The organism is Buttiauxella cochleicola, from assembly GCF_021282405.1.
Lineage (GTDB): Bacteria > Pseudomonadota > Gammaproteobacteria > Enterobacterales > Enterobacteriaceae > Buttiauxella > Buttiauxella massiliensis.
Window position 1 is genome coordinate 139064 of sequence record NZ_JAJSOU010000012.1, and the last position, 24809, is coordinate 163872.

The window sequence follows — 24809 nt, forward strand, 5'->3', positions numbered from 1 at the left end:
TTCTCTATTGCCCATCCTGAGTGGTGAACTGCGCCAGCTGATGTTCACAAAGAAAACGAAAAGAATTACTCGGAAATGACAGCGGCAGCCGCAATGCGGTGGCGTTGCCGGTATTGCTCATTTCGGCGTTGAGTAATTGAAGAGTAATGCGATAAGTCCGTTGAGCCGGGCGGTACAACTCGCTTTGTCGATACATTTCCGCCAGGTAGTAATGGGCAGGCCAGTAGCCAGGCTGTTGATAAACAACCTGTTTAAACCAGGCAATCGCCTGTTGGGTATGCTGCTGCCACATCATTGCCAAACCAAGTAGCATTTTCGCTTCCGCAGACCATTCATCCAGCTCAAGCACGTGTTTCGCACTTAAAGCCGTTTGCTCGAACTCACATTTCTCCAGTGCAATGGCACCTTTGATAACCAGCGCTTCCAGATTATGAATGTCGCTATTCAACACCTGACCTATCAGCTCTTCTGCTTCAGAAAAGCGTTTGTCAGCAACGCAGGCGAGTGCTTTTTTAATCCAGCTATCACACTGCTGCGCGGAAGGAACCGGAGCATCAATGAAAGGTGCGGCGGCCGGAATAACCGGAGTAATAATACGTGGTCGTACATTGACTGCCGGAGTCTGAGTACGCGCCGCTTTCGGTTGGCAGAAGTAGAAATTCCCGAACTCTTGTTTAAGCTTCAGGATGCCAAAATTATTAGCCAGCGTTTCAGCGTTACCAAAAAACAGCGCCCCTTCCGGTTGCAGCATGTTCAGCAGGTTAAAATGCAGTGCTCGGCGCGTTTCGACATCAAAGTAGATGGAGACGTTACGCAGCAAAATAATATCGAATGTGGGTTGAAGCTGTTCTTTAACAATGTTCGCGCGGTGAAACTTCACCTTATTACGAATCACATCATGCAGTTGGAATTGGTTACCGTTGCGTGTGAAATAGCTTTGCTGCAATAAAGGATCGACGCCACGGAAAGAGTAACTGGAGTAAATTGCTGCACGAGCTTTTTCCAGAATTTTGGTATCGATATCGCAGCCGTGAATCTCCACGTTGTCGATGAATTTATCGTGGTATTTCTGATGGAGCTTTATTGCCAGAGAGTAGGCTTCTTCGCCCGAAGAACAGCCTGCGCTTAAGATGCGCACCGGGCCACTGCGTTGCTCAAGAATGCGCGGCACCAGCTTATCGCAAATGATATCCAGCACATCCGGCTCACGGAAAAAGTACGTTTCGTTAATCGTCAGTAGGCTAAGAAGCTTATCGAATTCGTCAGTCGAGACGCAGAGGATCTCATAGTATTCTTCAAAGCTCTCTTTTCCGCGCTCAGAGATGCGCTGCTGCAATGCCGCATTAAGCAATCCTTCCATGCCATTAAAAAAATGCAGACCCACTCTATCCTTGATGAGTGTTTTAAAGGCCGCAATATTTGGGATCATGGCAGTTTGCCCTCAGATTGCCCAAGACGAGCCATAGCCAACAAAGCACCAGCAAGTTTTTCCAGCGGAAGTGTCTTATGAACGACGTTTTTGTCGATGGCGAATTTATTCATACCAAATACGACGGAAGAAACTTCATCCTGCGCCAGCGTTTTACCGCCATTATGGAAGATAGCCTCGATGCCACGGCATCCATCGCTACCCATGCCCGTCATGATGAGTCCTACCGCTTTTTCACCATAAACTTCAGCCACAGACTCCAGCAGCAAATTGCAGCTAGGATGGTAAACATCAGTCGCCTTGCGAGGTATAACAGCCAAACGATGATACTTTTTGACTACCAGATGGTGCTCAGGAGGCAGGATATAAACGTGGCCGGCACATAACACATCATTTTCCTGGGCTAACTGCACCTGGAGTTCAGTGACGCTATCCAGCCACTCAACCATGCTTTTGGCAAAGCCGTCAGCAATATGCTGCGCAATAATAATTGGGCATGGAAAATCTGCAGGCAGTGCCTGCAGTAATTTGCTAAGCGCCTGCGGCCCACCCGTTGAGCAGGCGATTGCTAGCACATAAGGCCACTGACGATGATACGTATCGGCAATGACTGACGCTGGCGTGCTATTTGTCAGAGTATTATTTGTCGACGCAGCCTCGGAATGCTGACGCAACCCCTGGATATGGCGAATAACCTTAACACCGACCAACATCTCAACCTGGCGATGCAACGCTTTAGTCGCCTGTGCCGACTCACCCTGGTTGTTTACCACAGCCAGGGCACCACGCGTGATGAACTCCGCATCCCACTGCGCATCGGGATAGTAACGCATCACCATAATAGGGATCGCGCAAGTGGCCATAATCGTTTCAACGGTTTCGACGTTTTCCGGACCTGGCGCACCTAACGTCAGCACCAGAAGTTGCGGAGCCATCTTTTGAACCAGGCTCGCCGCTTGTTCGCGATGCACAGCCTGGCCTACGACCACTATGTTTTTATTGCTCTCAAGCTGTCTAGTCAGATCATTGCGCGACACGCTGCCATGATCGACGATCAGCACCCGAATTTTAGGCCTGTTCATCAGGTCTATCCGTCAATTTGAAAGACCCTGAGGCCTGGTTCAACTCTTCGGATAACTGAGTCATATCCTGGCTGATGGACAGAATGTCTTTAATTGATTGAGAGGTGTAATTGCTGGCAACTACGATTTCGCGCAAAGCCATAACCACCTGATTACTTGCCGTTTTCTGTTGCTGAGTAGACAAAGAAATCTGCATAGCTGCGGTAGAGGTTTGTTCAGCAGTTGCTACTATGTCATGTAAGCGGTCAGCGCTGACTTTACAGGCTTTAGTGCCCGCTTTAATGCTGTTGCTGCCTTTTTCTGCGTTAAGAACCAGGCGATTAATCGAGTTTTGGATTTCGCTGATTTTGTTCTCAATCTCAAAGGTCGATTCAGTCACTGAGTCTGCCAGACGGCGAATTTCTGCAGCAACCACTGAGAAACGTTTACCGGACTCGCCAGCACTAGAAGCTTCCAGAGCCGCGTTAAAGGCAATGAGTTTAGTCTGGTCAGCAACGTTGTTGATGATAACCATCACGCGGCTAATCTCTTTAGACTTGTTACCCAGCATCATAATTTCGCGCATGCTTTGCTGGTTGTCGTTGTCGATATCAGACATACGAGTGAGCAATTCACCCATCGAATCGGAGCCCTTGTTGCAGTCATCAAGAGTCACATTGGCAATGTCTACCACTGCGCGAGAATGCTCAGCAATCTGCGTAGAAGAAGCTGACAACTCTTCCATGGTCGAGGTGATTTCTGCTACCGAAGAAGAGGTTTCAACGCTAGTAGAAGCCTGGCCATCAACAGCCTCAGTAATTTTTAGTGCCGCTTCATGTACGTGATGGGCATGGGACACAACGCCGCCAACCAGTGCATGCAAAGAAGCCCGCATCTTTTCGTTGGCGCTCAGCAAATCACCGATTTCATCTTTATGATCGATACGAATATCAACGGTGAGATCACCCTGAGAAATCGCTTGTGAAATTTTCAATACGTTCTTCAAGCGCTTGGAAATCAGGATTCGGCTGGTTCCGGCAATCAACAGCAAAATCACTGGCATCAGCAGCAAGCTGAAAAGCAGCAGGCTATTGCGTACCAGGTTGCTGCTGCGAGCAACATCATCAACATAACTGGTAGTGGCGATGATCCAGTTAATCCCATCAATATATTCGAACACCGCGACTCTTTTGCGAGGAGCAGCACCATATCCACTGACGGTTTCGTAATAAATCGTGCCGTTTTTACGCGCTAAGATATCGGCGTAACGCTTATAACCATGGGCGTCGGTGAGGTTCTCAACATGCTGATTCACCAGAGTCGGGTGCGCGACCATCGTACCAGGACTAAATCCAGCATCCAGCACGTATGCGTAACCTCCCTCGCCGATGTGTACCGCTAACAGTTCTTTAATGACCGGCTGCAAAGCAAGTTTAACGTCAAAACCAATTGCCACCGCCCCAACAACCTGGCCGAATTTATCGGCAATCGGTTCGTAGTGGCTGATGAACTGTTTTCCGTAAATCACCACTACACCAGAGAAGGGTTTGTTTTTGATTAACGCAGCATATGCAGGGTTGTCATGGCTCAGAACGGTAGAAGTGGCAATCTTTCCTTCTTTACCCTGCAAGGTCGAAGAAACGCGCACAAACTGATCGCCTTCACGCACTAAGGTGGAAGCGAATACGCTGGTTAACTCAGTGAAGTGGGAATTAATATTGGTATCACTTAATAAAGCTTTAAGCGCAGTTTCATCCAGCGAACGCAGCGGAGCCGGGGACATATTCTGGTAATTGTTAATATATACGTTGCTATAACGCTCAGCGTCCCGCAGGACCCTTTTGTATTCAGTGTTGATGTTATTGTGGAAAATCCGTGTATTGGAACGCAGAACTTCCAGAGCATTATCTTGCAGCTGAGTCGCCAGGTAAGACGAAAGCAGGAAGGATGCACCAACCAACAACACAGCAATGCATGAAACCAGCATCAGGCCCAGCTTCATGGCGACACCGATTTGCAACTTATGCAGCCATGATGTCAGAAATTTTTCCGTAGTAGCTAAGGCGTCAGCTTCCGCAGGTTGCTGCATGTTTAAGAATTTATGCATGAGATTCCAGTGATCTAGATAATGTGAAATTAATGCCGAATTAATATCTTGCTACGTGCAGTACTCACTGGACACGCGAGCGTAAGGGCCAGAAAAATCATTCCAAAGGGAGCGGTTTTTCAGCCATTTCATACCAACGTCAGTAGCGGCACAGGTTTACCTAAGTGATAGCCCTGTAGCCATTCAACGTTCATTTTTTCCAGGCACCGCTGAATTTTTTCATTCTCAACATATTCAGCAACGACCTGCATATTCTTCATTCTTGCTACATGACAAAACGACTCAACAATGTAGCGGCTGAGTTCGTTCTCGGTAATTTCACGAATGAAAGAACCATCTATTTTCAGAATGTCTGCGCTGACATCTCTTAAACGAGCATGGCTGGAAAAACCCGTGCCAAAGTCATCAATCGCTATCCGGCATCCCAGACTTTTGAGCGAGCGCACCGTATTTTGTGACTGCTCAGTATCAGACAATGCGTCCGCTTCGGTAATTTCAAAGATGATCCTATGTGGATCGACCCCGAACTGCGTTAGCAATAGCTGAACATTATTAACAAAGCTTGCGCGACAAATAGTTACCGGCGTCAGGTTGATTGAAAAACAGCGGTCAGGGTACAACTGCATATTTTTTAAGGTGTTCTTAATCACCCATAAATCAATTTCTGGTGCCAGGCCCGCCTCAGTTGCTACCGGCAGGAAGCGATCCGGCGGAATAAAGCGACCTTCTTCATCCAGCATTCGCAGCAGTATTTCGTGATACCGCTCTTCGCCACGGGTACTGACGATAGGCTGAGCCATTAAGACAAATGCATCGTTATCCAGCGTTCTCTGTAAGACTGTACGAATATCAGTTCGGCCAACAATATGGTTTTCAATTGCGCGACTGGTCTGTGCTTCGAGGTTTTCAGGCTTACCGCTCACCACCGATAGCCCGGAAACGATACCCAGCTTTCCTGTCAGGCTGTAAATGTCGTCGGAAAATTGTGTCGCACGGCAATAGCCAAGCCCACTACGAAAACCGAGTTGCTGGTTATTGTGGGAATAACGAAATGTATTCGCTGCTCTGTAAAGAATGCTGAGTCTTCCCCAGCTTGGCTGCTCGAGCTTCAGCAACAGACCGTAGCCCGCGTGGTAGTAAACCTTTTCATTGGCATTGAGCTTTGTACGCAGCGTTTCGCCTAGTTTTTTCTGGTATCTGGCGCGAAAGTGCGTGCCATAGCGCCGGGCAAACAGATCCACTTCAGGAACTTGTATCAGGCAAACCGTAGAGTTCGGGGATTCTTTTACATCGGCTTTTAATGCCCGGAGATTAGGCATGTTAGTCATAGGGTCTGTGAGCCCCATATGTAGCAACTGCTCGAAGCGTAACGTATTGAATCTCGCCAGAACGCCCATAATGACAATAGTCAGGGTAAAGATAAAAATGACTGTTGAAACCAACATCTGATGAAGCATGAAGTCATCATTTAGCGCGATATAATTTGCGTTGTTCTTCGCCAGCACGATCATCATCACGGTCCAGACCGGTGCCGTGAAAACATAGCCGATACGAACAGAACTCCACAGCATGAGCGGGAAGATTAAAATCAGGCTATAAAACGTGAATAAGACCGAGCCCTGGTAAGGAGTGTTCAGGCAGTACATCAGAGCAATCAGCACTACCGACCACGCGGTAAAGTGGGAAAGACTCACGTCTGCAGAAAACTGAGCCTTCATCGTCCTTACGCAAGTAAACCAATACTTCGGACGGCAAATAATCCTTAACACTGTATAAAACAGGGGAATGCCGGTAACACACCCGTTCATCATCCCTTGTATTCTGACCAGAGTTTCCGCATTGAAAACATGATCAAAGACCATTTTTGTGCCGGTGTGATAAGTCGTAAATAGACAAATCACTTCACTCATAACGGTGTTTAGCAAAACATTACAAACACATAGCCAGATAATTCTTTTGGTAGTGAGTTTTATACGCCCAAAACTTGCCGCACTCCGCCAGCCTGTACTCTGTTTATAAAGGTAGTAACTGATCAGTGCTGCGGACTGATAGCAAAACAGGTCATAGATTTCAGGTTCTGGCCGGTATATCAATGTGTAAACGGCAAGCAGAGTAACCCCTGCAATGACTCTGTAGCCAAACAACACAAGCAAAGCCGTCAGAGCCGCTAATCTCAGGTCATACACTACCAATACCTGGTTTTCAAAAAACCGATGACTACTAAGTAGTTGCGCCAGTAAGTAAAGCAGACACGGGAGTACCAGCGGTAAAATCCACCGTTTATTGGTATACGCTGTACTATTGCTCGCTGTAGAGTCCAAGTGTTTAACCCGTTGAGTATGCTTTGTAAATTATTTATGTGGTTTGGTGAATGTATTGCTAAATGGGCAAGAATCTTGCGGTAGATATTATGAAATAAAACAAAAGCCGTAATTAATTAACATTTATACTAGCTAAAAATAACACGCACATTTTTATGCCAAAACCCGCACAAACAAATAATTAACAACCACCCTTAATAACTTTAATATTATTGGCGACTAGCGAAAGGTAAAACCATATCCACCCTCAAGCTACCCTTTAATTGTATTCACTTTTCGAACAAAAAAGAACAGCCATTTATATGTAAAAATGGACATCATAAGTTATCAAAAAGCATCAAATTCAACAGTAAAAATGTAACATAACAGTATGAAATAATTGAAAATATAACTATTTATTATTAATAAGATAAAAGGTTATTATGTTGAATGAAGGACAATATCTCGCAGTGCTGAAAGTGTTTATTTAACTGGAATGTTAAAGAGGATCAATCAATACTTAAATTAGTGTTTAATGTACATTCTTTATGATTGACTTGACCTGTTGGGTTAACTATAGTCCCGGCGCGTCATTTTTCCTTTATAAATATAATCATCAATAATGTTACACAATAGTTCATTATTGTTGACGCAACGTCTGACACACTTCATAAAAAAACTCACATAAAAGCAACAACCAGACAATATATAGCAATGAGTTAATACCAAATCTTTAATTCATGAGTCATTCGCGTTCATTAGGATACTAACAATCTGTGGCTAAAAATTTTTTCGCGCTTAAAAGCGTAAAAGGTTGGCACCATTCTATCGCGGGGAAAGTCACCCAATTCTTATTGGCTGGAGTTCTGATTGCGTTTGGTGCGGGTGCATGTGCTGGTTGGGGCCTGATTGATAGTTTCTCGTACCAGCAATGGGTTCACCAGGCTGAAGCGAATGCTCAGATAATGACTTACATTGTCCGTAACGTGTACACCAATGTTGCTGTAGGAACGAGCCCTACGGGGCAAATCACGCGAATTGTCTCGGAGCACAAACTCGGTGATCCGGACTCTGTCATCCAGACCGGTTATAACCCAGTCGATGTGCTAGCGCTCGCCTCAGTACAAACCCGCAATCCAACATGGCTTTTCCTTTATACGCCGGAAAAAGGCTTTCAGGGCATCAGCAATAATTCGGAATCACCAGAATCAAAAATCACCTTCAAAGGGCAAAGAGCCACAGACGTTCTGGTGAACTATTACATTGGCTTTGCCACTATTAATGGAAAAGAGTGCTTTATTAGCGCCGTTCCGATTCTTGCACCATCAGGTGAAATACTTGGCAGCTTAATCAGCAGTATTGGTAATAAAAGCCAATTGTATGCGGCTTATGACGCCATGCTGAAGAAGACCTTTGTCATTCTGGCATTGATTTTATTGTGCACTCTGGCGCTTGTGACCATCTTTATGCGCCGCCTGTTCCGCCCGGTACCCGTGCTTATAAACTCATTGACCCGCATTGCACACGAACAGACCGATCTGATTACTCCATACCTGGACCAGGATGACGAAATCGGGAGGCTTGCTTCAGCAATTGAAAAACTGCGCGTAGCGATGGTCGAACGAGATTACCTGCAAAAAATGCAGGAGATGTCGCAAAAAATGGAGTACATGGCTCACCATGATTCCCTGACTGGCTTCCCGAACCGCGCCTCCTTTAGCCAGGCTCTTGATAAGTGCATCCGCGAAGTGAATCAGAACGGGCAACTATTCAACCTTCTGCTTATTGACCTTGATAACTTTAAACCGGTAAACGATACCTTCGGCCACTCGGCAGGGGATGAAGTACTTATTGGCGTGGCGCAACGTCTATCACTGCTGTTAGGGCCAATGGATTTTGCTGCCCGCTTGGGCGGTGATGAGTTCGCAATTCTGCAAAGCGTGAAGTCTGACAATAATCAGGAAGCCGCCGCGCTGTCGCAAAAAATTGTCCGTGCATTAAGCATTCCATTTACCTACGGCACCAACTCTTTTGCGATCAGTTGCAGCGTCGGTATTGTCACGGCCCCTTCTCAGGGTAATAGCGCGACAACATTAATGATTAATGCCGATTTGGCCTTGTATGCCTCAAAACACAGTGGCCGTGGCTGCTACCACTTCTTTGAAGATGGCATGATGATGAAGCACACCAACAGTGTGTTTGTGAACCAGGAAATCATTAATAGCATCGATAACAATGAGTTTGTGCTGCACTACCAGCCGATTGTCGATTTGGAAAATGAAACTGTTTGTGGTTATGAATCGCTTATTCGTTGGAATCATCCAACCAAAGGTCTGATATACCCTGATTACTTCATTAATATTGCTGAAGAATCAGGTCTGATTATCCGCCTGGGCGAGTGGATTATTCGCCAATCGTGTATGGCTGCGGCCAAATGGCCGGAATCAATAAAAGTTGCGGTCAATATCTCGGCCTATCAACTTCATAGCCCAGGCTTGCTGGATATTATTGTTGATGCGCTGAAACAAAGTGGCCTTTCGGCAAACCGCCTTGAAATCGAAGTCACTGAATCCGAAAAACTGGATCAGTCTATCGCACTACCCGTCTTTAATAGCATTCGCGAGATGGGCATCTCAATTGCAATGGATGACCTTGGTACCGGGTACGCAGCATTGGATTACCTGCTTATTTATCCATTCACACGCATAAAAATCGCCCGCACGCTGATTATGAAACTGGAACAAGAAAGTGCCAGTCAATATCTGGTCGTGATGCTGATTCAGTTTGCCCAGAAATATGGCATGAGTGTGACGGCTGAAGGTGTCGAAACCGAACAGCAGCGGACTATTTTACGACGTATTTCCTGCCAAAACGTACAAGGGTACTATTACAGTCGACCGTTGCCAGAAAAAGATCTGGAGCCAACCTTTGGTAATAAAGTCATTGATGGCGAGGTTTGCAATGCTGAATAAGCCATGGTTTTGTAAAAACTCGTATCTGGCCATTGCTCTATTACTTTTGATAAGCCCGCTGTGCCGGGCGCATAACATTCATAGTAAACCAACCCTGGACAGGATAGCCGAGACAAAAACCATCACGCTCGGCTATCAAGATGATGCTTTCCCATTTTCGTATGTTGAGTCCCAGCATCCAGCGGGTTACTCCATAGATATTTGTAATAAAATCGTTGATGCACTTAAAGTAAAATTAAAACTAAAAGATCTGAAAGTTCGCTGGGTCAAAAGTAGCACTGCCTCACAATTTGTTTTAATCAAAAACCACGCGACGGATATGATGTGCATTCCGGCATTTTATTCAGAGTTACGCCACCAACAAGCAGAGTTTACCCTCCCCTTCTTCTTTTCCAGCACACGCTTTATCACACGAAAAAATAATCACACCGACACAATCGAAGATTTAGCCGGCCACAGTGTGCTAGTGAAAAGTGGCACAATCTATGTTGAGCAACTGCATCAACTTAATAATGTGAACGAACTCAATCTCAATATAGAGCTAGAAAATAATAACAATGCAGCATTTCAGAGCCTTGAATCGGGGGAATTACCTGCATTAATTTCAAGCTACGTGCTACTTAAAGGTATGATGACCCAATCCCCTAATCCTGATGAGTTCGAAATATCGGATGAGGTGTTTAGCCAGCCGATACCTGCAGGCTTGCTCCTGCCGTTAAATGACCGGGAATTTAAAAACTTTATCGATGATGCCATGCGTTCAATTCTCATCAGTAAAGACTTTCCGCGTTTTTATCAACACTGGTTTATGTCCCCCATACCGCCTAAGTCGATAAATCTCAATATTCCCATGTCAGATGCGCTAAAAGCATTAATTGTATCAACATCAACCCATGCGAACTAAAATGAAAAATTCATTTAATCTTAAGATTAAGTATCTGTTCAGCGCGTTGATCTTGTTACCATTTTCCATGGTATCCCAGCAACTATCCGCAGAACAAAAATCGGTTACGCTGGATCATATTAAATCGAGCAGTACGATAAACATAGGCTATCGCCAGCTTGAGCCGTTTTCATTCCGCGATAGCGATGGCAAAGTCACGGGGTACACCATTGAACTGTGTAATATGATTGCTGATCAATTACGAGTAAGTCTGGGTATCAAAAAACTTGCTATTCATTATATTCCCATTTTATTTACCGAGCGTGTCTCTGCACTAAACTCCAGTAAGATTGATTTAGATTGCAGCGTTAACACTGTTGCACCTGAGCGCCAAAACAGCGTCTCTTTTTCGGTTGATTACTTTGTTGCAAACATGCGCATCATCTCCCTCCGCACTAATAATATTAAATCTCTTAATGATTTAAAAGGCAGAGCCATTGCTGTGCCGCGCGGCTCTAAAGACCTATTAGAATTGAACAGGATTAATCGCGAAAAAAATCTTAGCCTTTCGATTGTGACTTCAGATACTGTGGAAGATGCTTTCGATATGATGATGCAAAAACGTACAGCCGCATTAATATTAGATGATATTCTGGCTTATCCGTATATCAACCAAAGTGAACACCCTGAAGATTTCACCGTTTCGTCTGAGGTTGTTGGTGATAAAATGAAATATGCCCTTATGATGAGAAAAGAAGACCCACTGTTTGTGGCTTTTGTCGACAAAACACTGGGCCAAATATTCGAATCGCCACTCAATGCTCAACTAACCAGTAAGTGGCTGGCGCAAAAAGTGGTCATGAAAAATACGCAGAATACTCAATATTAAGCGCCTCGATGTGGACGTGTAATTGAACTCAGTCAGGAAATTTTTGCATACCAGACTCGCTACGCATTTCATATTTTCTGGCATGCTATTGTTGTTATTGGCGGGAAACTCGTTACGTGCTGCATGGGATTTCACTACCATACAACAACGCACCGACAAACTTTATGGCCCTGCACCTATTGACGCCGGGCAGCGAATTGATGACTGGCAGCAGTTGCTGCTTGAGCAGCGAAACAAAAGTGAGTCTGAACAATTAAGTGCAGTGAATCACTTTTTTAACCAGAAGCTGCACTATCGTGAAGATATTGATATCTGGCACGTAATTGACTACTGGGCCACACCGATAGAATCCCTTCGAAAAGGGGAAGCAGATTGCGAAGACTACGCCATCGCTAAATATTTCACATTACGTCAGCTAGGTGTTTCAGGAGAAAAGCTGCGTATTACCTACGTTAAAGCCTTACGACTTGATAAAGCCCATATGGTATTAACCTGGTACGAAACACCCGATGCAATACCGATAGTACTTGATAGTTTGACAGATAACATTTTACCTGCAACCAAGCGTACGGATTTATTACCTGTGTATTCCTTCAATGATAACGGTCTGTGGTTACCAGGAAGTCAGAATAATAAACGTGTCGGGGATAGTAAGCGCCTTTCTCGCTGGCAGGATGTGTTGAAAAAAATGCGGGAAGAGGGTTTCCCAATTGATGAATAGGAAATAGCCTGTGTCTCTTTTCAAACAGCTTCTTATAGCTATCTTTCTTTTTATGCTGATTATATTCAGCGGCAGTTTTATTGTTAATCTCGAAAGTTCTCGAGAGCAGTACAATAATCAGCTGCTTTCACATGCGCAGGATGCTGCAACCGCACTGGGCCTATCACTCACTCCGCACGTTGACGATCCCGCGATGATCGAACTGATGGTTAGCTCGATTTTTGATAGCGGTTATTACGATGCTATCCGTGTTATCGATCAAGCTAGCGGCAAGACTATTCTTGAGCGCACCGCCTCTTTGTCCGTACCTGAGGTTCCAGCCTGGTTTGTCTCGTTGGTCAATGTCTCTCCGCAACCCGCAGAAGCAACCATTATGCGCGGCTGGCAACAAGCAGCCCGTGTTGAGGTGATAAGCAACCCGGTGTTTGCGATTAAGCGTTTGTGGCAAAGCACGCTGGCGAACCTTCTGTGGATGCTGGCCTGTAGCGTCGTGTGTATTCTGGCGGGTGCAGCACTATTACGCCGCCAGTTACGCCCGCTCAATTACATGGTTAAACAATCGCAAGCTATTACTCGTCGTGAATATCTGACTCAGATCGACTTACCGAAAACCCCAGAACTGCGCCGTGTAGTTGAAGCCATGAACCTGATGGTCACCAAACTCAAAACGCTATTTGAAGATCAAGCTGAGCACAGTGAACGCCTGCACAATGAAGCCTATATCGACAGCCAGACAGGTATTGCTAACCGCCGTGCTTTCGATATGCAGATGCAAACACGTTTAAGCGACGAAGAAACCGCATCAGGATATTTACTGTTACTGCGTATTCAGGATCTGGGTGGCTTGAACCAACGTTTTGGCGGCCCGCATACTGACAACCTGCTCAAACATGTTGCCGATATGATGAATGTGGTGAGAAACCAATACGCCGGTTCAGACAGTATTCTTGCGCGTATCCGTGGTGGTGAATTCGCCCTGCTCTGCCCGGGTGTCACACATAATGAAATGCTGAATTTGCAAAACTCGCTCAATCAGCAGCTTGCCGCATTCTATGCCACCGGTATGTCAGACATGAACCCTGTCGCACATACAGGAATGGTGCCATTTAGCTACGGCGATTCAGCGCAGTCGCTGATTGTTCAGGCTGACCGAGCGCTGACGGAATCAGAAACGCATACCACGCATCAGACTAATTTCCTGCCTGTGGTACAAACTGACGCCGCCCTGGAAGACCAACATCTGTGGTTTACTCGCCTTGAAAATGCGTTGAGTAAAGAGCAGTTCCAGTTATTCTTCCAGCCGGTTGTCGATTGTAAAAATACACAGAAAATTATTCATTACAAAGTGTTGTCGCGCATCGTGGATGAAAACGGCAACAGCATTACCGCCGGCCGCTTCCTGCCATGGATTCACCGCTTTGGCTGGAGCCAACGTCTTGACCAGGTGATGTTGAGCCTGACCCTGAAGCAGTTGAAAAGCTACCCAGGCTATCTGGCGCTCAGCTTGTCCGGAAATTCACTGGCGAATGAAGCGAGTATCAAACAGCTCCTCAGCCCACTGAAGCAAAGCCCGCAGCTTGCCAACCGCTTAATTCTGGAGCTGGATGAAAACCAGTTGCCAGAACCTGAGCAGATGGAAGTCTTTATCAAATCGTTGAACCAGTATGGCTGTGGCCTGGGCCTGCAACACTTCGGTAGTCGCTTCGATATGATTGGCCACCTGTCACAATGGGGCCTGGCTTATCTGAAAATCGACTCCAGCTACATCCGCCATATTGATATTGAAAACGATAAGCGCTTGTTTATTGACGTGTTACACGGTGCGACAAACAACATTGATCTGCCATTGATTGCCGAGCGAGTAGAAACCGAAGGTGAACTGCGAGTGCTGCAAGAGGTGGGGATTTACGGTGCTATGGGGCAGTTGTTAGGTGAACCAGCTCCGTTTTAAGCAGTAAAAAATGGTGGATGACGCTTCGCTTATCCACCCTACAAACCATTAAACGCGTTCACTAATGCGTAGCCTAAATAGTTCGAGTTGCATCAAGGCGGCAAGAGAGCAACAAATTTGTCTGGAACAAATTTGAACGCTGCTTGCAGCGTCCCCAAAGGGGTAAGGCCCATGGATGGGCCGCATAATCCCCAGGAGCTTACAAAAGTAAGTGACTGGGGTTTGTGAACGCAGTCAACGCAGAAGCAGCTCGAAATATGACGGCTATTTAGAAGATGCCCTGGTCGTCAGAGTTTAATAAATCCTCTAACCCACCCAATCCCTGGCGCGCTTGCGCACGATTCATCAGCTTAACCTGTGCCATTGCTGGCAAATCAGTAATGGTTATCACGCCTTTTTGAATCAGCAAAAAAATCAGATCGTCCAGAACGCGGACCATTTCCAGGTCGCTTCGCTGAAGCAACTCTCGATTCTGTAAAGTCCCATCAACCACATCACGGGCGCTGTTCCAGGCTGCAATCTCCGGAGTCTGTGAGAAAATCTCACCCGTCATGCCGCTAAACGGCTCGCTTTCAACCCGTGTTAACTGGCCTTCTTCATTACGTTGAACGTAATACATTTTCAATACCTTTTAAGTGCATGTGATATCACCGCCCGGTAAAGGGCGGTGACTCTCAATTATGAGTGGAACTGCTCAGGCTTTGGGATTAAGTGATCCAGTGAATGGGTCGCAGAACCAGCTGAGTCATAGCCGGCATGATGTGCATCGCCGGTATGCCCAGGAACCGCCGGCGCTGGAGCAACTGCATCGGCAGCGCTGCCCTTGCCTTGATGTTGTGGTGCCTCAACAACCTTAATCATCTGCGCAATATCCGTGCCTTCGTGCAGCTCATGAGCCAAATCGCTGAGATCAACTTTGTCGAAATGGCCGTTCTCTTTGCCTGTAAAGACCTTCAGACCTTCATCGCCGTGATGACCTTTCGAATCATGGGCAAGATTAAAGGAGAACGAGTCATTGTCATCGCCAAACAAGTTACTTAATCCATGATCGTGAGAAGGTGCATTAGCGGCATGGAGTGATTTGTCAGCAATATCCACGTCATGCTTGCCGTGATGGGATGGAGCATCCACTGTGACATCTACATTTTGCTCAATCAGATTATTATTTCCATGAGCATCTTGCGCAGTGACTGACACATTCACACTGTTGTTTCCGGCATGAAGGTCGGCGGTGTTCACTGGAATGTCGTAGCTCAAATGCCCTTTGTGTTCATGAATAACTGCGTCGTACTGCTTATCGCCAATCGTCGCTGTAACGTGATCACCTCTGTGCACATCTCCTTCAACTTGCCCGGTGATTTGAGTCACGTCATGACGCGCTTCCTGGGCGTTGATGTGGTTATCACCTGCGATTTTGTTCACGGTCAGTGTAGCGTCAGTACGGGTATCAACCTGGAAAGACTCTTTGTAGTGAGCCGTTGCGGTATTACCCGCCGCATCAGTTACTTTAACCCCAACGTTCAGCTCATTGTGGCCTTCATGTACCCATGATTTGCTAATGTCTACGTTATAGCCCAAGTGGCCATCGATCATTTTAACGTCGGTTGTAACGGTGTGATGGTTAATGTCCAATGTAACTTTATCGCCTTCTTTAGCGTCACCACCCACTTGCCCCGTCAGGGAAATATGCTTCATTTCTGACGCGTTGATGACGTTATCCCCAGCCACCGGATTGACGGTAATTGAAGCCTCAGCATGGGTATCAAGCACCACCACCTGGTTGAAGGCTGGAGTCACGCGGTTACCGGCATCGTCCGTCACGCGGACATTCACAGTAACGTTGTTCTCACCTTCGTGCAGCCAGGCTTTATTCATGCGCACGTCATAACCCAGATGGTCGCCAACTGGCACGACTTTCGTCTCGATAGTATGACCATTGACATTCAGCGTAACTAAATCGCCATCATGCGCATCGCCATCAACTTTACCCGTCACATGAATCATGTGCTGGGACTCTTTAGCGTTGATTACGTTGTCTCCCGCCACAGGATCAATGGTAATCGTGCCGTTGGCGTGTGTATCCAGATTGATAGTCTGGCTGTGGTAAGCCGATGTGGTATTACCCGCATGGTCTTCCGTTGTCACGCGTACCTTCAGGTCGTTATCACCTTCATTCAGCCACGCTTTGTCTATTTGCGCTTCATAGCCCAGGCGCCCGTTGACCTCTTTTACTTCAGCCGTAAACGGATGATTGTTAACTTCAAGCGATACGTGGTCGCCCAGCTTCACATCTTGGCCAACGCTACCAGTGATCGTGACATGTTCCGCCATGTTAGCATTCACCACGTTATGGGCAGCTACCGGATTGATATCGATTGACGCGTGGATTTGGGTATCAACATAAACAGGGTGAATGACAGGTGGCGTCGTAAAGTGGTTACCCGCCGCGTCAGTTACGCTTACGCTCACTTTCAGATCGTTATGGCCTTCGTGTACCCAGGCTTTATCAAGCTGAATGCTGTAACCCTTATGCCCGTCGACCATCTCAACTTTTGCATTGATAGAGTGGCCATTTACTTCCAGCTTCACGCTGTCACCAACTTTAGCATCACCATCAACGGTGCCCGTCACAGAGATATGCTTAGCTTCCGCCGCATTGATGGTGTTATCAGCCGTTACCGGGTTGACGGTGATAGTCGCATCAGCATGGGTATCCAAAGTTACAACCTGATTAAAGGCTGGAATGAGCCGGTTACCCGCATCGTCTGTTACCTGAACATTGACGGTGACATTGTTCTCACCTTCATTCAGCCAGGTTTTATCCATGCGAACGTCGTAGCCCAGATGGTCGCCAACCGGCACCACTTTGGTCTCGATTGTATGACCATTGACATTCAGCGTAACTAAATCGCCATCATGCGCATCGCCAGCAACCGCACCAGTGACGTGAATATCTGCGGACTCTTTGACATTGATTACGTTGTCCGCTGTCACAGGATCAATAGTGATAGTGGCATCGGCATGCGTATCCAGCACCACATTATGGTTATCCGTCGCCGTCGTGTTGTTGCCCGCAGCATCAGTGACCGACACGGTTACCTTGACGTCGTTGTCACCTTCGTGCAGCCAGGATTTATCCATCGGAATGTCGTAACCCCAGTGACCATCCACCATACTGACGTGGCCTGTGACGGAGTGATTATTCACTTCCAGTGTCACTTCATCGCCTGCTGTCGCATCTTTGCCTACCGTGCCGGTGATATGAATATTCGCGGATTCCTGGTCGTTAACAACGTTGTCTCCAGCCACTGTGCCAAGGATGATTGAGGCGTCGGCATGCGTATCCAGCACCACATTATGGTTATCCGTCGCCGTCGTGTTGTTGCCCGCAGCATCAGTGACTGACACGGTTACCTTGACGTCGTTGTCACCTTCGTTCAGCCAGGATTTATCCATCGGAATGTCGTAACCCAAGTGACCATCCACCATACTGACGTGGCCTGTGACGGAGTGATTATTCACTTCCAGTGTCACTTCATCGCCTGCTTTCGCATCTTTGCCTACCGTGCCGGTGATATGAATATCCCCCGACTCCTGAGCGTTGACGATGTTATCTCCAGCCACTATGCCGAGATTGATTGAGGCGTCGGCATGGGTGTCCAGCACGAAATGATGCTCAGTGGTGGCAGTCTCAGTATTGCCCGCCTCATCTGAGGCCGTCACTGACACTTTGACGTTATTGTCACCTTCGTTCAGCCAGGATTTATCCACCAGAATGTCATAACCTCCACCGCTGACCTTGCCTGTGGCGGGGTGACCATTCACATCCAGTTTAACTTCATCGCCATCTTTCGCATCCTCACCCACCGTGCCAGTGATGTGGATATTCGCGGATTCCTGGTTGTTAACAACGTTGTCTGTTGTCACATCATTAAGATGGATGGAGGCAGCAATATGCGTGTCTACCGTGATAACCCGGTGATCGGTCGAGGTTGCTGTGTTACCCGCAGCATCCTGCCCACTGACATTGACCACAACATCGTTAGCACCTTCATTTAACGCGTCATTATCAACCGGAATGTCGTAAGTCAGCATACCGTTGTGATCGACTACATTGCCGTGGAAAGTCTTGCCATTGACAGTCAGTGTAACGGTGTCACCAGCATGAGCATCGTCATCAACCGTGCCTTTTATCGACGTTGTGCCTGCATTGTATTCATCAATATTGACTGTATCGTCACCGGCAACCATATCGATATGAATGTGGTTTTCCGCTATGCGATCGACGGTAATCGTTTTATCTGTGGTAAAGGTATAGGTATTACCCACATCATCAGTGCCTGTTACCGAATAGGTAATATGTGGATCGTTAAGCAGGTCATTCGTGCTGGCATTAACTTTAAAGGTCAAATCACCACTAGTCTCATCTTTCTCAATAACACCCAGCAGGTTGTTACCGTTGACGGTGACGACAACTTTGTCGCCGACATGAACATCCCCGGTTACTTTGCCGCTGATTTCCGTGGTTGGGTGATGGGTTTCAGCTTCATTTAGCACGTTATCGCCGGACACATCATTGATACTTATTCCAGCATCAGCATGGTCATCAATACTCAGCGTTCTGTCAGAGTGTGCTTCAAACTCGTTATCCACACTATCGTGACCTTTGACAGACACATCAATGGTTTGATCCACTTTCAGGTCATCCGTCTTCACATCTGCGCGATAGCCTAGCACCCCATTCATATTGGGCAACGCTATTACATTTGTCGTGTACGGATGACCATTGACCATGATCGTGACGGGATCGCCAATCTGCGCATCACCACCGACACGACCACTCACCGTAGTGGTGCCTGATGCAAGATCTTTCGCGCTGAGAATATCGTCACCAGAAACGGTGTTAACGGTGATAGTTCCCCCCGCCTGGGTATCGACTGAAAAACCGTGGTTGGCAGTGCCTAAGGTGGTGTTCCCAGCATCATCATGCCCTGTCACTTCAGCGGTTATATTATTTGGCTGATCCAGTTTTAGATCATCTGTGAGAGCGTCAACTTTGTATTTCCCGGTAGCATCCACCACAGCATCATATTCATGATCATTGACCATCACTTTCACATGATCGCCAGCATCCACGTCGCCTGAGACCTTACCGGTGATTGCAAAAGTGCCACCCGGCTTACTTTCATCCGCGTTAAGTACGTTATCTGTCGTGACATCATCAATACTGACATTGGCTGAAACCTGGGTATCAACGGTAACGTGGGTATCGGCCGTTGCTGTCATTGAGTTCCCGTGATCATCATTTCCGGTCACGCTGACAGTAATATTCGGATCCTGACGCAGATCGTCAATGCTGACATCTGCCTTGTATCTCAACCCATCAAGCACCTGCGTCGTTATCTTGTGGCCATTAACTTCAATAGTGACGTTACTACCTACATGCACATTGTCGCCAGACACCGTTCCAGTAACGCTTGTGGTACCCGACGCCGCCTCAGCAATGTTGATAACCCCATCACCCGCAATTTTATCAATGGTGATTGTGGCGTTAACATCGGTATCAACTTGTACAGAGCCATCGGTATGACTAGTGCCATTGAACATACTGACCGTGAAATTAGGGTGTACCTTAAGCACATCCGTTCCAACATCTACGGCATAACCATACTCGCCAGGGAGATTAGGGCGTTCAAAGACAGTGCCGTCATAGAGTTTCCCCCCAATATCGACCGTCACCTTATCGCCAACATGCACATCACCGGTAACGGTTCCCCGTATTACGGTCATAGCACTGTTAGATGTAGATTCAACTTTGTTTATCCAGTTGTCACCGGCGACAGGGCTAACAGTTATATTAGCGTGTAAAACAGGATGTAACGGCACCCACGGAATATTGCCATCGTGGTTACCATTGCCTTGGTTGCCATTATGATTACCATTACCTTGGTTGCCATTCCCGTTATTATCACTATTATTTTCCGGTACTAAATCGACGTGAATATTATCGTGAAGCGTCGTGGTATTACCGTGTTTGTCCGTTTTGGTTATTTCGACTTTGACATTGGGATCCGCTCTTACCTCATCAGGTCTCATTGTGAAGTGATACCCCAATCGGCCATCAGCCATAACTTCAACATGGAGATCCTGCGAACCGCTGCCCGTAGTGACATGTACGAGATCATCTACGTGTATATCATCACCGCTAACATAACCTTTGACGTCATATAAATCAGGCCCATCGGGCTTTTGGGGCGAAGAAGTACCATGTTCAAGATGGACATCCGCACGCGTATCAACCAGAACATTGCGATCAGCTTCAGCTGACACTGTATTTCCTGCACCGTCATAGCCGGTTACTGATGCATGAATTTTCGGATCTTTTTCCGAGATCAGATCATCAGTACTGACATCAATTCTATAACCTAAACCTTTATTATTGCCCAAGTCCTCAACCCGGCCATAGTAGTGCTGCTCATTGACCATCAGATCAACAGGGTCACCAATATGTACATCGCCTGAGACAGTACCAGTGATAGTGGTATGTGGGTTATGGGCTTCCACATTGTTAATCACATTATCTTTGGTGACTTTATCAATGGTGATGCCTGCATTAACCTCATGATCTTCTGTGATGCTGTGATGAGCTTCGGTTGTTGCCGTGTTACCTGCATCATCCGTTGCGGTGACGGTGGCTGTGAAATTCGGATCGGCTAACAGGTCTTTGGTATCGACTTCTATCGAATAACCCAAACCGGCAGGCTGACCGTCAGGGTAAATTTGCAGGTGAACGGTGGCATTATAGGGTTTATCATTAATCATCAGATGTACGACATCCCCATCCTTAACATCACCGCCTACGGTGCCGCTAACAGTTGTTGTTGGGGATTCTTGATCTAACTTATTGAGCACATCATCACCAGAAACCGCGTTAATCGTCACGGAAGCATCAGCATGGTCATCAATACCTACGTGATGATTAGTCGTCGCCGTTGCCGTATTTCCTGCATGGTCGATAACAGTAATGGTGGCACTAATATTACTGTGCTCGCCGCCAGCTTGAATATCGCCTGTACCAACTGGAATGTGGTAACCCATTTTGCCATTACCCTGATCTTCCACAAACCCATCATAATTATGACCATTCACGTTCAAATGTATTGAGTCACCAGGCTTCATTTCTCCGGTGACAATACCGCTCACTATGGTATAGCCATGTTTAAGCTCATCTCCGTTCAGCGTGTCATCGAACGCTACTTTATCAACAGTGATTGTGGCATCAGCATGGGTATCAATTTTCACCTTTTGTGAATCTGACACTGTTATCGAGTTATTGGCCTCATCAGTCGCAGTGACTGTCGCGGTTAAGTGAGGGTCAGCCATTAAGTCATTCGTGCTGACCTTAATGCTGAAGCCTAAACCGTCATCCGTCCTGACCACTCGACCCGTTAAATCGTTACCGTTCACATACAGATGCACTAGGTCACCAACCTTCGCATCACCACCGACTGTGCCGGTAACGTCGGTGAACTCCTCTCCCGACTCCGCACCATTGATAATATTGTCGCCAGTCACCTTATCGATGGTGATGGTTGCTTCTGCCGTCAGATCGATCGTCAGACCATGAGGAACTGTCACGGTGTGAGTATTATGTGCGTCATCATGCCCAGTAATTGATGCGGTGATATTCGGATCGGCAACTAAGTCATCGGTATTAACGTCAACGCTATAACCCAGCGCTCCATTAAGATGCGGCTGGTGCTCAACTCTCGTCTCATAGTTATGACCATTTACTGCCACGATGACTTTATCACCCACGCCCACATCACCACTGACGGTGCCCGTCACTGTGGTGTGTTCGTGGTGTGATTCAACTCCGTTGATAAAGTTATCGCCCGATACCGTACCAACAGTGATGTTTACATCAGCATGGTTATCGATATGGACGGTGCCAGTTGTAGTTTTTGTCGCTACGTTACCGGCCTCATCATGAGATGTTACCGTGGCGTGGAAGGTAACATCTCCATCAAACTTGACTTTATTATTATTGAACGCTTCAGGATCAACGGGAATGCTGTAACCCAGCTTGCCACCACCCAAATCGATAACTTTGCCGTAGAAATGCTGGCCGCCGATTTCAATATCAACCTTATCACCAATACTCGCATCACCGCCGACCAAGCCGCTCACCATCTGTTTCGGAGCATTCAGCTCATCATGGTTCAGGATGTTATCTTCAGTGACATTATCAATCGTTATCGTAGTTCGAGCGTGGGTATCCACCTTGACGTTTTGGAAATCGACACCAACCGTTATATTGCCTGCACTGTCGTGGCTGGTGACTTCAACCTTAACGCCATTATTACCTTCTTTCAGTACACCCTTTGGTACATCTACGTGGTATGTAAGATGGCCATCATCATGCACCACCTTGCCGGTATAGGTATGTCCATCGACGGTGACGTCCACTTTGTCACCTGCCCTCGCATCTGGGCCAGTCACTTCACCCGTAATGGCTGTTGGGCCTTGTGATTCCACTTTATTCACTACGCCATCACCAGCCGTCGTGTTAATGGTCACATGGTTATTTGCATGGTTATCGATATGCACCGTGTGTGAAGTGGTGTCACTGGCTTCGTTACCAGCGGCATCATGAGACGTCACTGTAGCGTGGAAAGTCACATCGGTGTCTACTTCGCCCTGGTTATGAGCAAATACGGAAGGATCAACCGGGATGCTGTAACCAAGCTGACCATGACCTAAGTCAATAACATTGCCAGAGAAATGTGTGCCGTTAACTTCGATATCAACGCGATCACCAATACTCGCATCTTTGCCTACCGTTCCGGTGATGAGCTGATTCTTGCTGGCTAATTCATCGTGGTTAAGAACGTTGTCAATCGTGACATCGTCAATGCTGATGGTCGTTTCTGCAAAGGTATCCAGCGTAACGTTATGACTGGTCTCGGTGGTCACCTCATTACCCGCCGCATCGTGACTGGTTACCGACACATGCACATCATTTGGGCCTTCCTTGAGTGCGCTATTCGGCAACGGTATTTCGTAGTGAAGCTTACCATCATCCCCTGGCACCACCTCGCCGCTAAAGCGCAGCCCGTTAACAGTGACGACGACATTATCACCAACCTTCGCATCACCATCCACGTTACCTGTAATCATCGTTGGCATACGGGACTCGATAGCGTTCACCGTGTCATCACCGGCCACCAAACCGATATCCACTGAATTCTTGGCGAAGTTATCAATATTCACCGTGTGATGGGTCGTCTCAGTGGTTTCGTTACCCACAGCGTCATGAGAGGTCACCGAAGCCGTAAAGTTGACGTGGGTCTCTATGTGGCCTTTGTTATTGCTGAACGCACCAGAATCAACATCAATGCTGTAGCCCAGTTTGTCGTTACCTAAATCAATGACGTGACCGGTGTATTTGTGCCCGTTGATATCCAGCGTTACCAAATCACCGACGCGAGCATCGCCACCCACTGTTCCTGTAATAGCATGTTTCGGATGGTCCAGTTCATCGTGGTTCAGCACATTATCTTTGGTAATACCATCAACCGTAATCGTCGCATCCGCATGCGTATCAACCGCAACAAAATGATTGCTCACAGCATGTGCAGTGTTCCCCACCTTATCATGGCTGGTGACAGTTACTGTCACTTCATTGAGGCCTTCAATGAAGTTCCCGGCAGAAACCGGCACATCGTAGTGCAACTTGCCATCGCTTCCTGCTACTACCTTGCCGGGGATATCGTGCCCATTCAGATTCACCAGGACATCATCGCCAACCTTCGCATCCGGGCCGGTAACATCACCCGTGATACTGATCGGGTTCTGGTATTCCTTTCCGTCCACCCAGTCATTACCCGCCACGGTGTTAATTGTCACATCGTTGTTAGCATGGTTATCAATGTGAACAATATGATCGCTGTAAGAAGTCGCTTCGTTACCAGCAATATCATGGGAGATGATGGTCGCGTGAACCCCAACGTCGGTATCGATTTCACCTTTGTTATTGCTAAATGCCCGGGAATTAACATCAATACTGTAACCAAGATGACCATCACCCAACTTGATGACGTTCCCGGAGAAACTGTGACCGCCAATGTTAAGGGTAACTTTATCGCCGATTGCCGCATCACCACCAACGTGTCCGTGAACCGTTACCGTTGAATTATCCAGCTCATCATGATTCAGGATGTTGTCAGTGGTGACATCATCAATTGTGATAGATGTCTCTGCGTGGGTATCCAGTGTCACGTTCTGGTGCGCAGTCTTACTGGTTTCGTTGCCCACACTGTCGTGGCTGGTGACGGTCACCGCCACATCGTTCGGGCCTTCATTCAGCGTGCCCTTCGGCACTGCCACGTTATAGTGCAGTTCGCCGGTTGCATCCGCCACAATCCTGCCGTGGAAAGTCTGTCCGTTAACCGCAACATCAACTTTGTCACCGGCCCGGGCATCTTTCCCCGCCT

At 47.1% G+C, this 24809-nt stretch carries 11 protein-coding genes; 5 read left to right on the plus strand and 6 right to left on the minus strand.

Annotated features, from left to right (window positions below; all coding sequences use genetic code 11):
* Positions 1–4 precede the first annotated feature (4 nt).
* From LVQ79_RS16770 to LVQ79_RS16785, 4 genes are all read right to left on the minus strand, one after another.
* Positions 5–1429, minus strand: a complete 1425-nt coding sequence (locus LVQ79_RS16770; RefSeq protein ID WP_232865787.1) for a CheR family methyltransferase — start codon at positions 1427–1429, stop codon at positions 5–7.
* Positions 1426–2511 carry a chemotaxis protein CheB gene (locus LVQ79_RS16775; protein WP_232865788.1) on the minus strand — a complete coding sequence of 362 codons (1086 nt, stop codon included), beginning with the start codon at positions 2509–2511 and terminating at the stop codon, positions 1426–1428. Before LVQ79_RS16775 ends, LVQ79_RS16770 begins: the two co-directional genes overlap by 4 nt.
* Positions 2498–4597, minus strand: a complete 2100-nt coding sequence (locus LVQ79_RS16780) for a methyl-accepting chemotaxis protein (RefSeq protein WP_232865789.1) — start codon at positions 4595–4597, stop codon at positions 2498–2500. The genes LVQ79_RS16775 and LVQ79_RS16780 overlap by 14 nt, the downstream gene beginning before the upstream one ends.
* 128 nt (positions 4598–4725) lie before the next feature.
* The gene (locus LVQ79_RS16785; RefSeq protein ID WP_370639864.1) at positions 4726–6918 is read right to left on the minus strand and encodes a sensor domain-containing phosphodiesterase; all 2193 of its coding nucleotides are present in this window, start codon (positions 6916–6918) and stop codon (positions 4726–4728) included.
* 755 nt (positions 6919–7673) lie between these two features.
* Here LVQ79_RS16785 and LVQ79_RS22600 point away from each other — a divergent pair.
* The 5 genes from LVQ79_RS22600 (at position 7674) to lapD (ending at position 14313) form a co-directional block, all read left to right on the plus strand.
* Entirely contained in the window at positions 7674–9869 is a 2196-nt protein-coding gene (locus tag LVQ79_RS22600) for a putative bifunctional diguanylate cyclase/phosphodiesterase (RefSeq protein ID WP_232865790.1), read from the plus strand.
* Positions 9859–10773, plus strand: coding sequence for a transporter substrate-binding domain-containing protein (locus LVQ79_RS16795; RefSeq protein WP_232865791.1), 915 nt, complete (start codon positions 9859–9861; stop codon positions 10771–10773). The genes LVQ79_RS22600 and LVQ79_RS16795 overlap by 11 nt, the downstream gene beginning before the upstream one ends.
* A 1-nt stretch (position 10774) precedes the next feature.
* On the plus strand, positions 10775–11641 hold the full coding sequence (locus LVQ79_RS16800) for an amino acid ABC transporter substrate-binding protein (protein WP_232865792.1): 867 nt from the start codon (positions 10775–10777) through the stop codon (positions 11639–11641).
* 82 nt (positions 11642–11723) lie between these two features.
* Positions 11724–12362 (plus strand): cysteine protease LapG, encoded by a 639-nt coding sequence (lapG, locus tag LVQ79_RS16805; protein ID WP_232865800.1) that lies wholly within the window; start codon positions 11724–11726, stop codon positions 12360–12362.
* Between the two features lie 10 nt (positions 12363–12372).
* Positions 12373–14313 (plus strand): cyclic di-GMP receptor LapD, encoded by a 1941-nt coding sequence (lapD, locus tag LVQ79_RS16810; RefSeq protein ID WP_232865793.1) that lies wholly within the window; start codon positions 12373–12375, stop codon positions 14311–14313.
* Between the two features lie 268 nt (positions 14314–14581).
* On the opposite strand, the gene LVQ79_RS16815 is transcribed toward lapD, so the two are convergent.
* Together LVQ79_RS16815 and LVQ79_RS16820 are read right to left on the minus strand one after the other, a co-directional pair.
* Entirely contained in the window at positions 14582–14932 is a 351-nt protein-coding gene (locus tag LVQ79_RS16815; protein ID WP_232865794.1) for a tryptophan synthase subunit beta, read from the minus strand.
* A gap of 59 nt (positions 14933–14991) precedes the next feature.
* A complete protein-coding gene (locus LVQ79_RS16820; RefSeq protein ID WP_232865795.1) occupies positions 14992–24735 on the minus strand; it encodes an Ig-like domain-containing protein in 9744 nt (3247 codons plus the stop codon).
* Positions 24736–24809 lie beyond the last annotated feature (74 nt).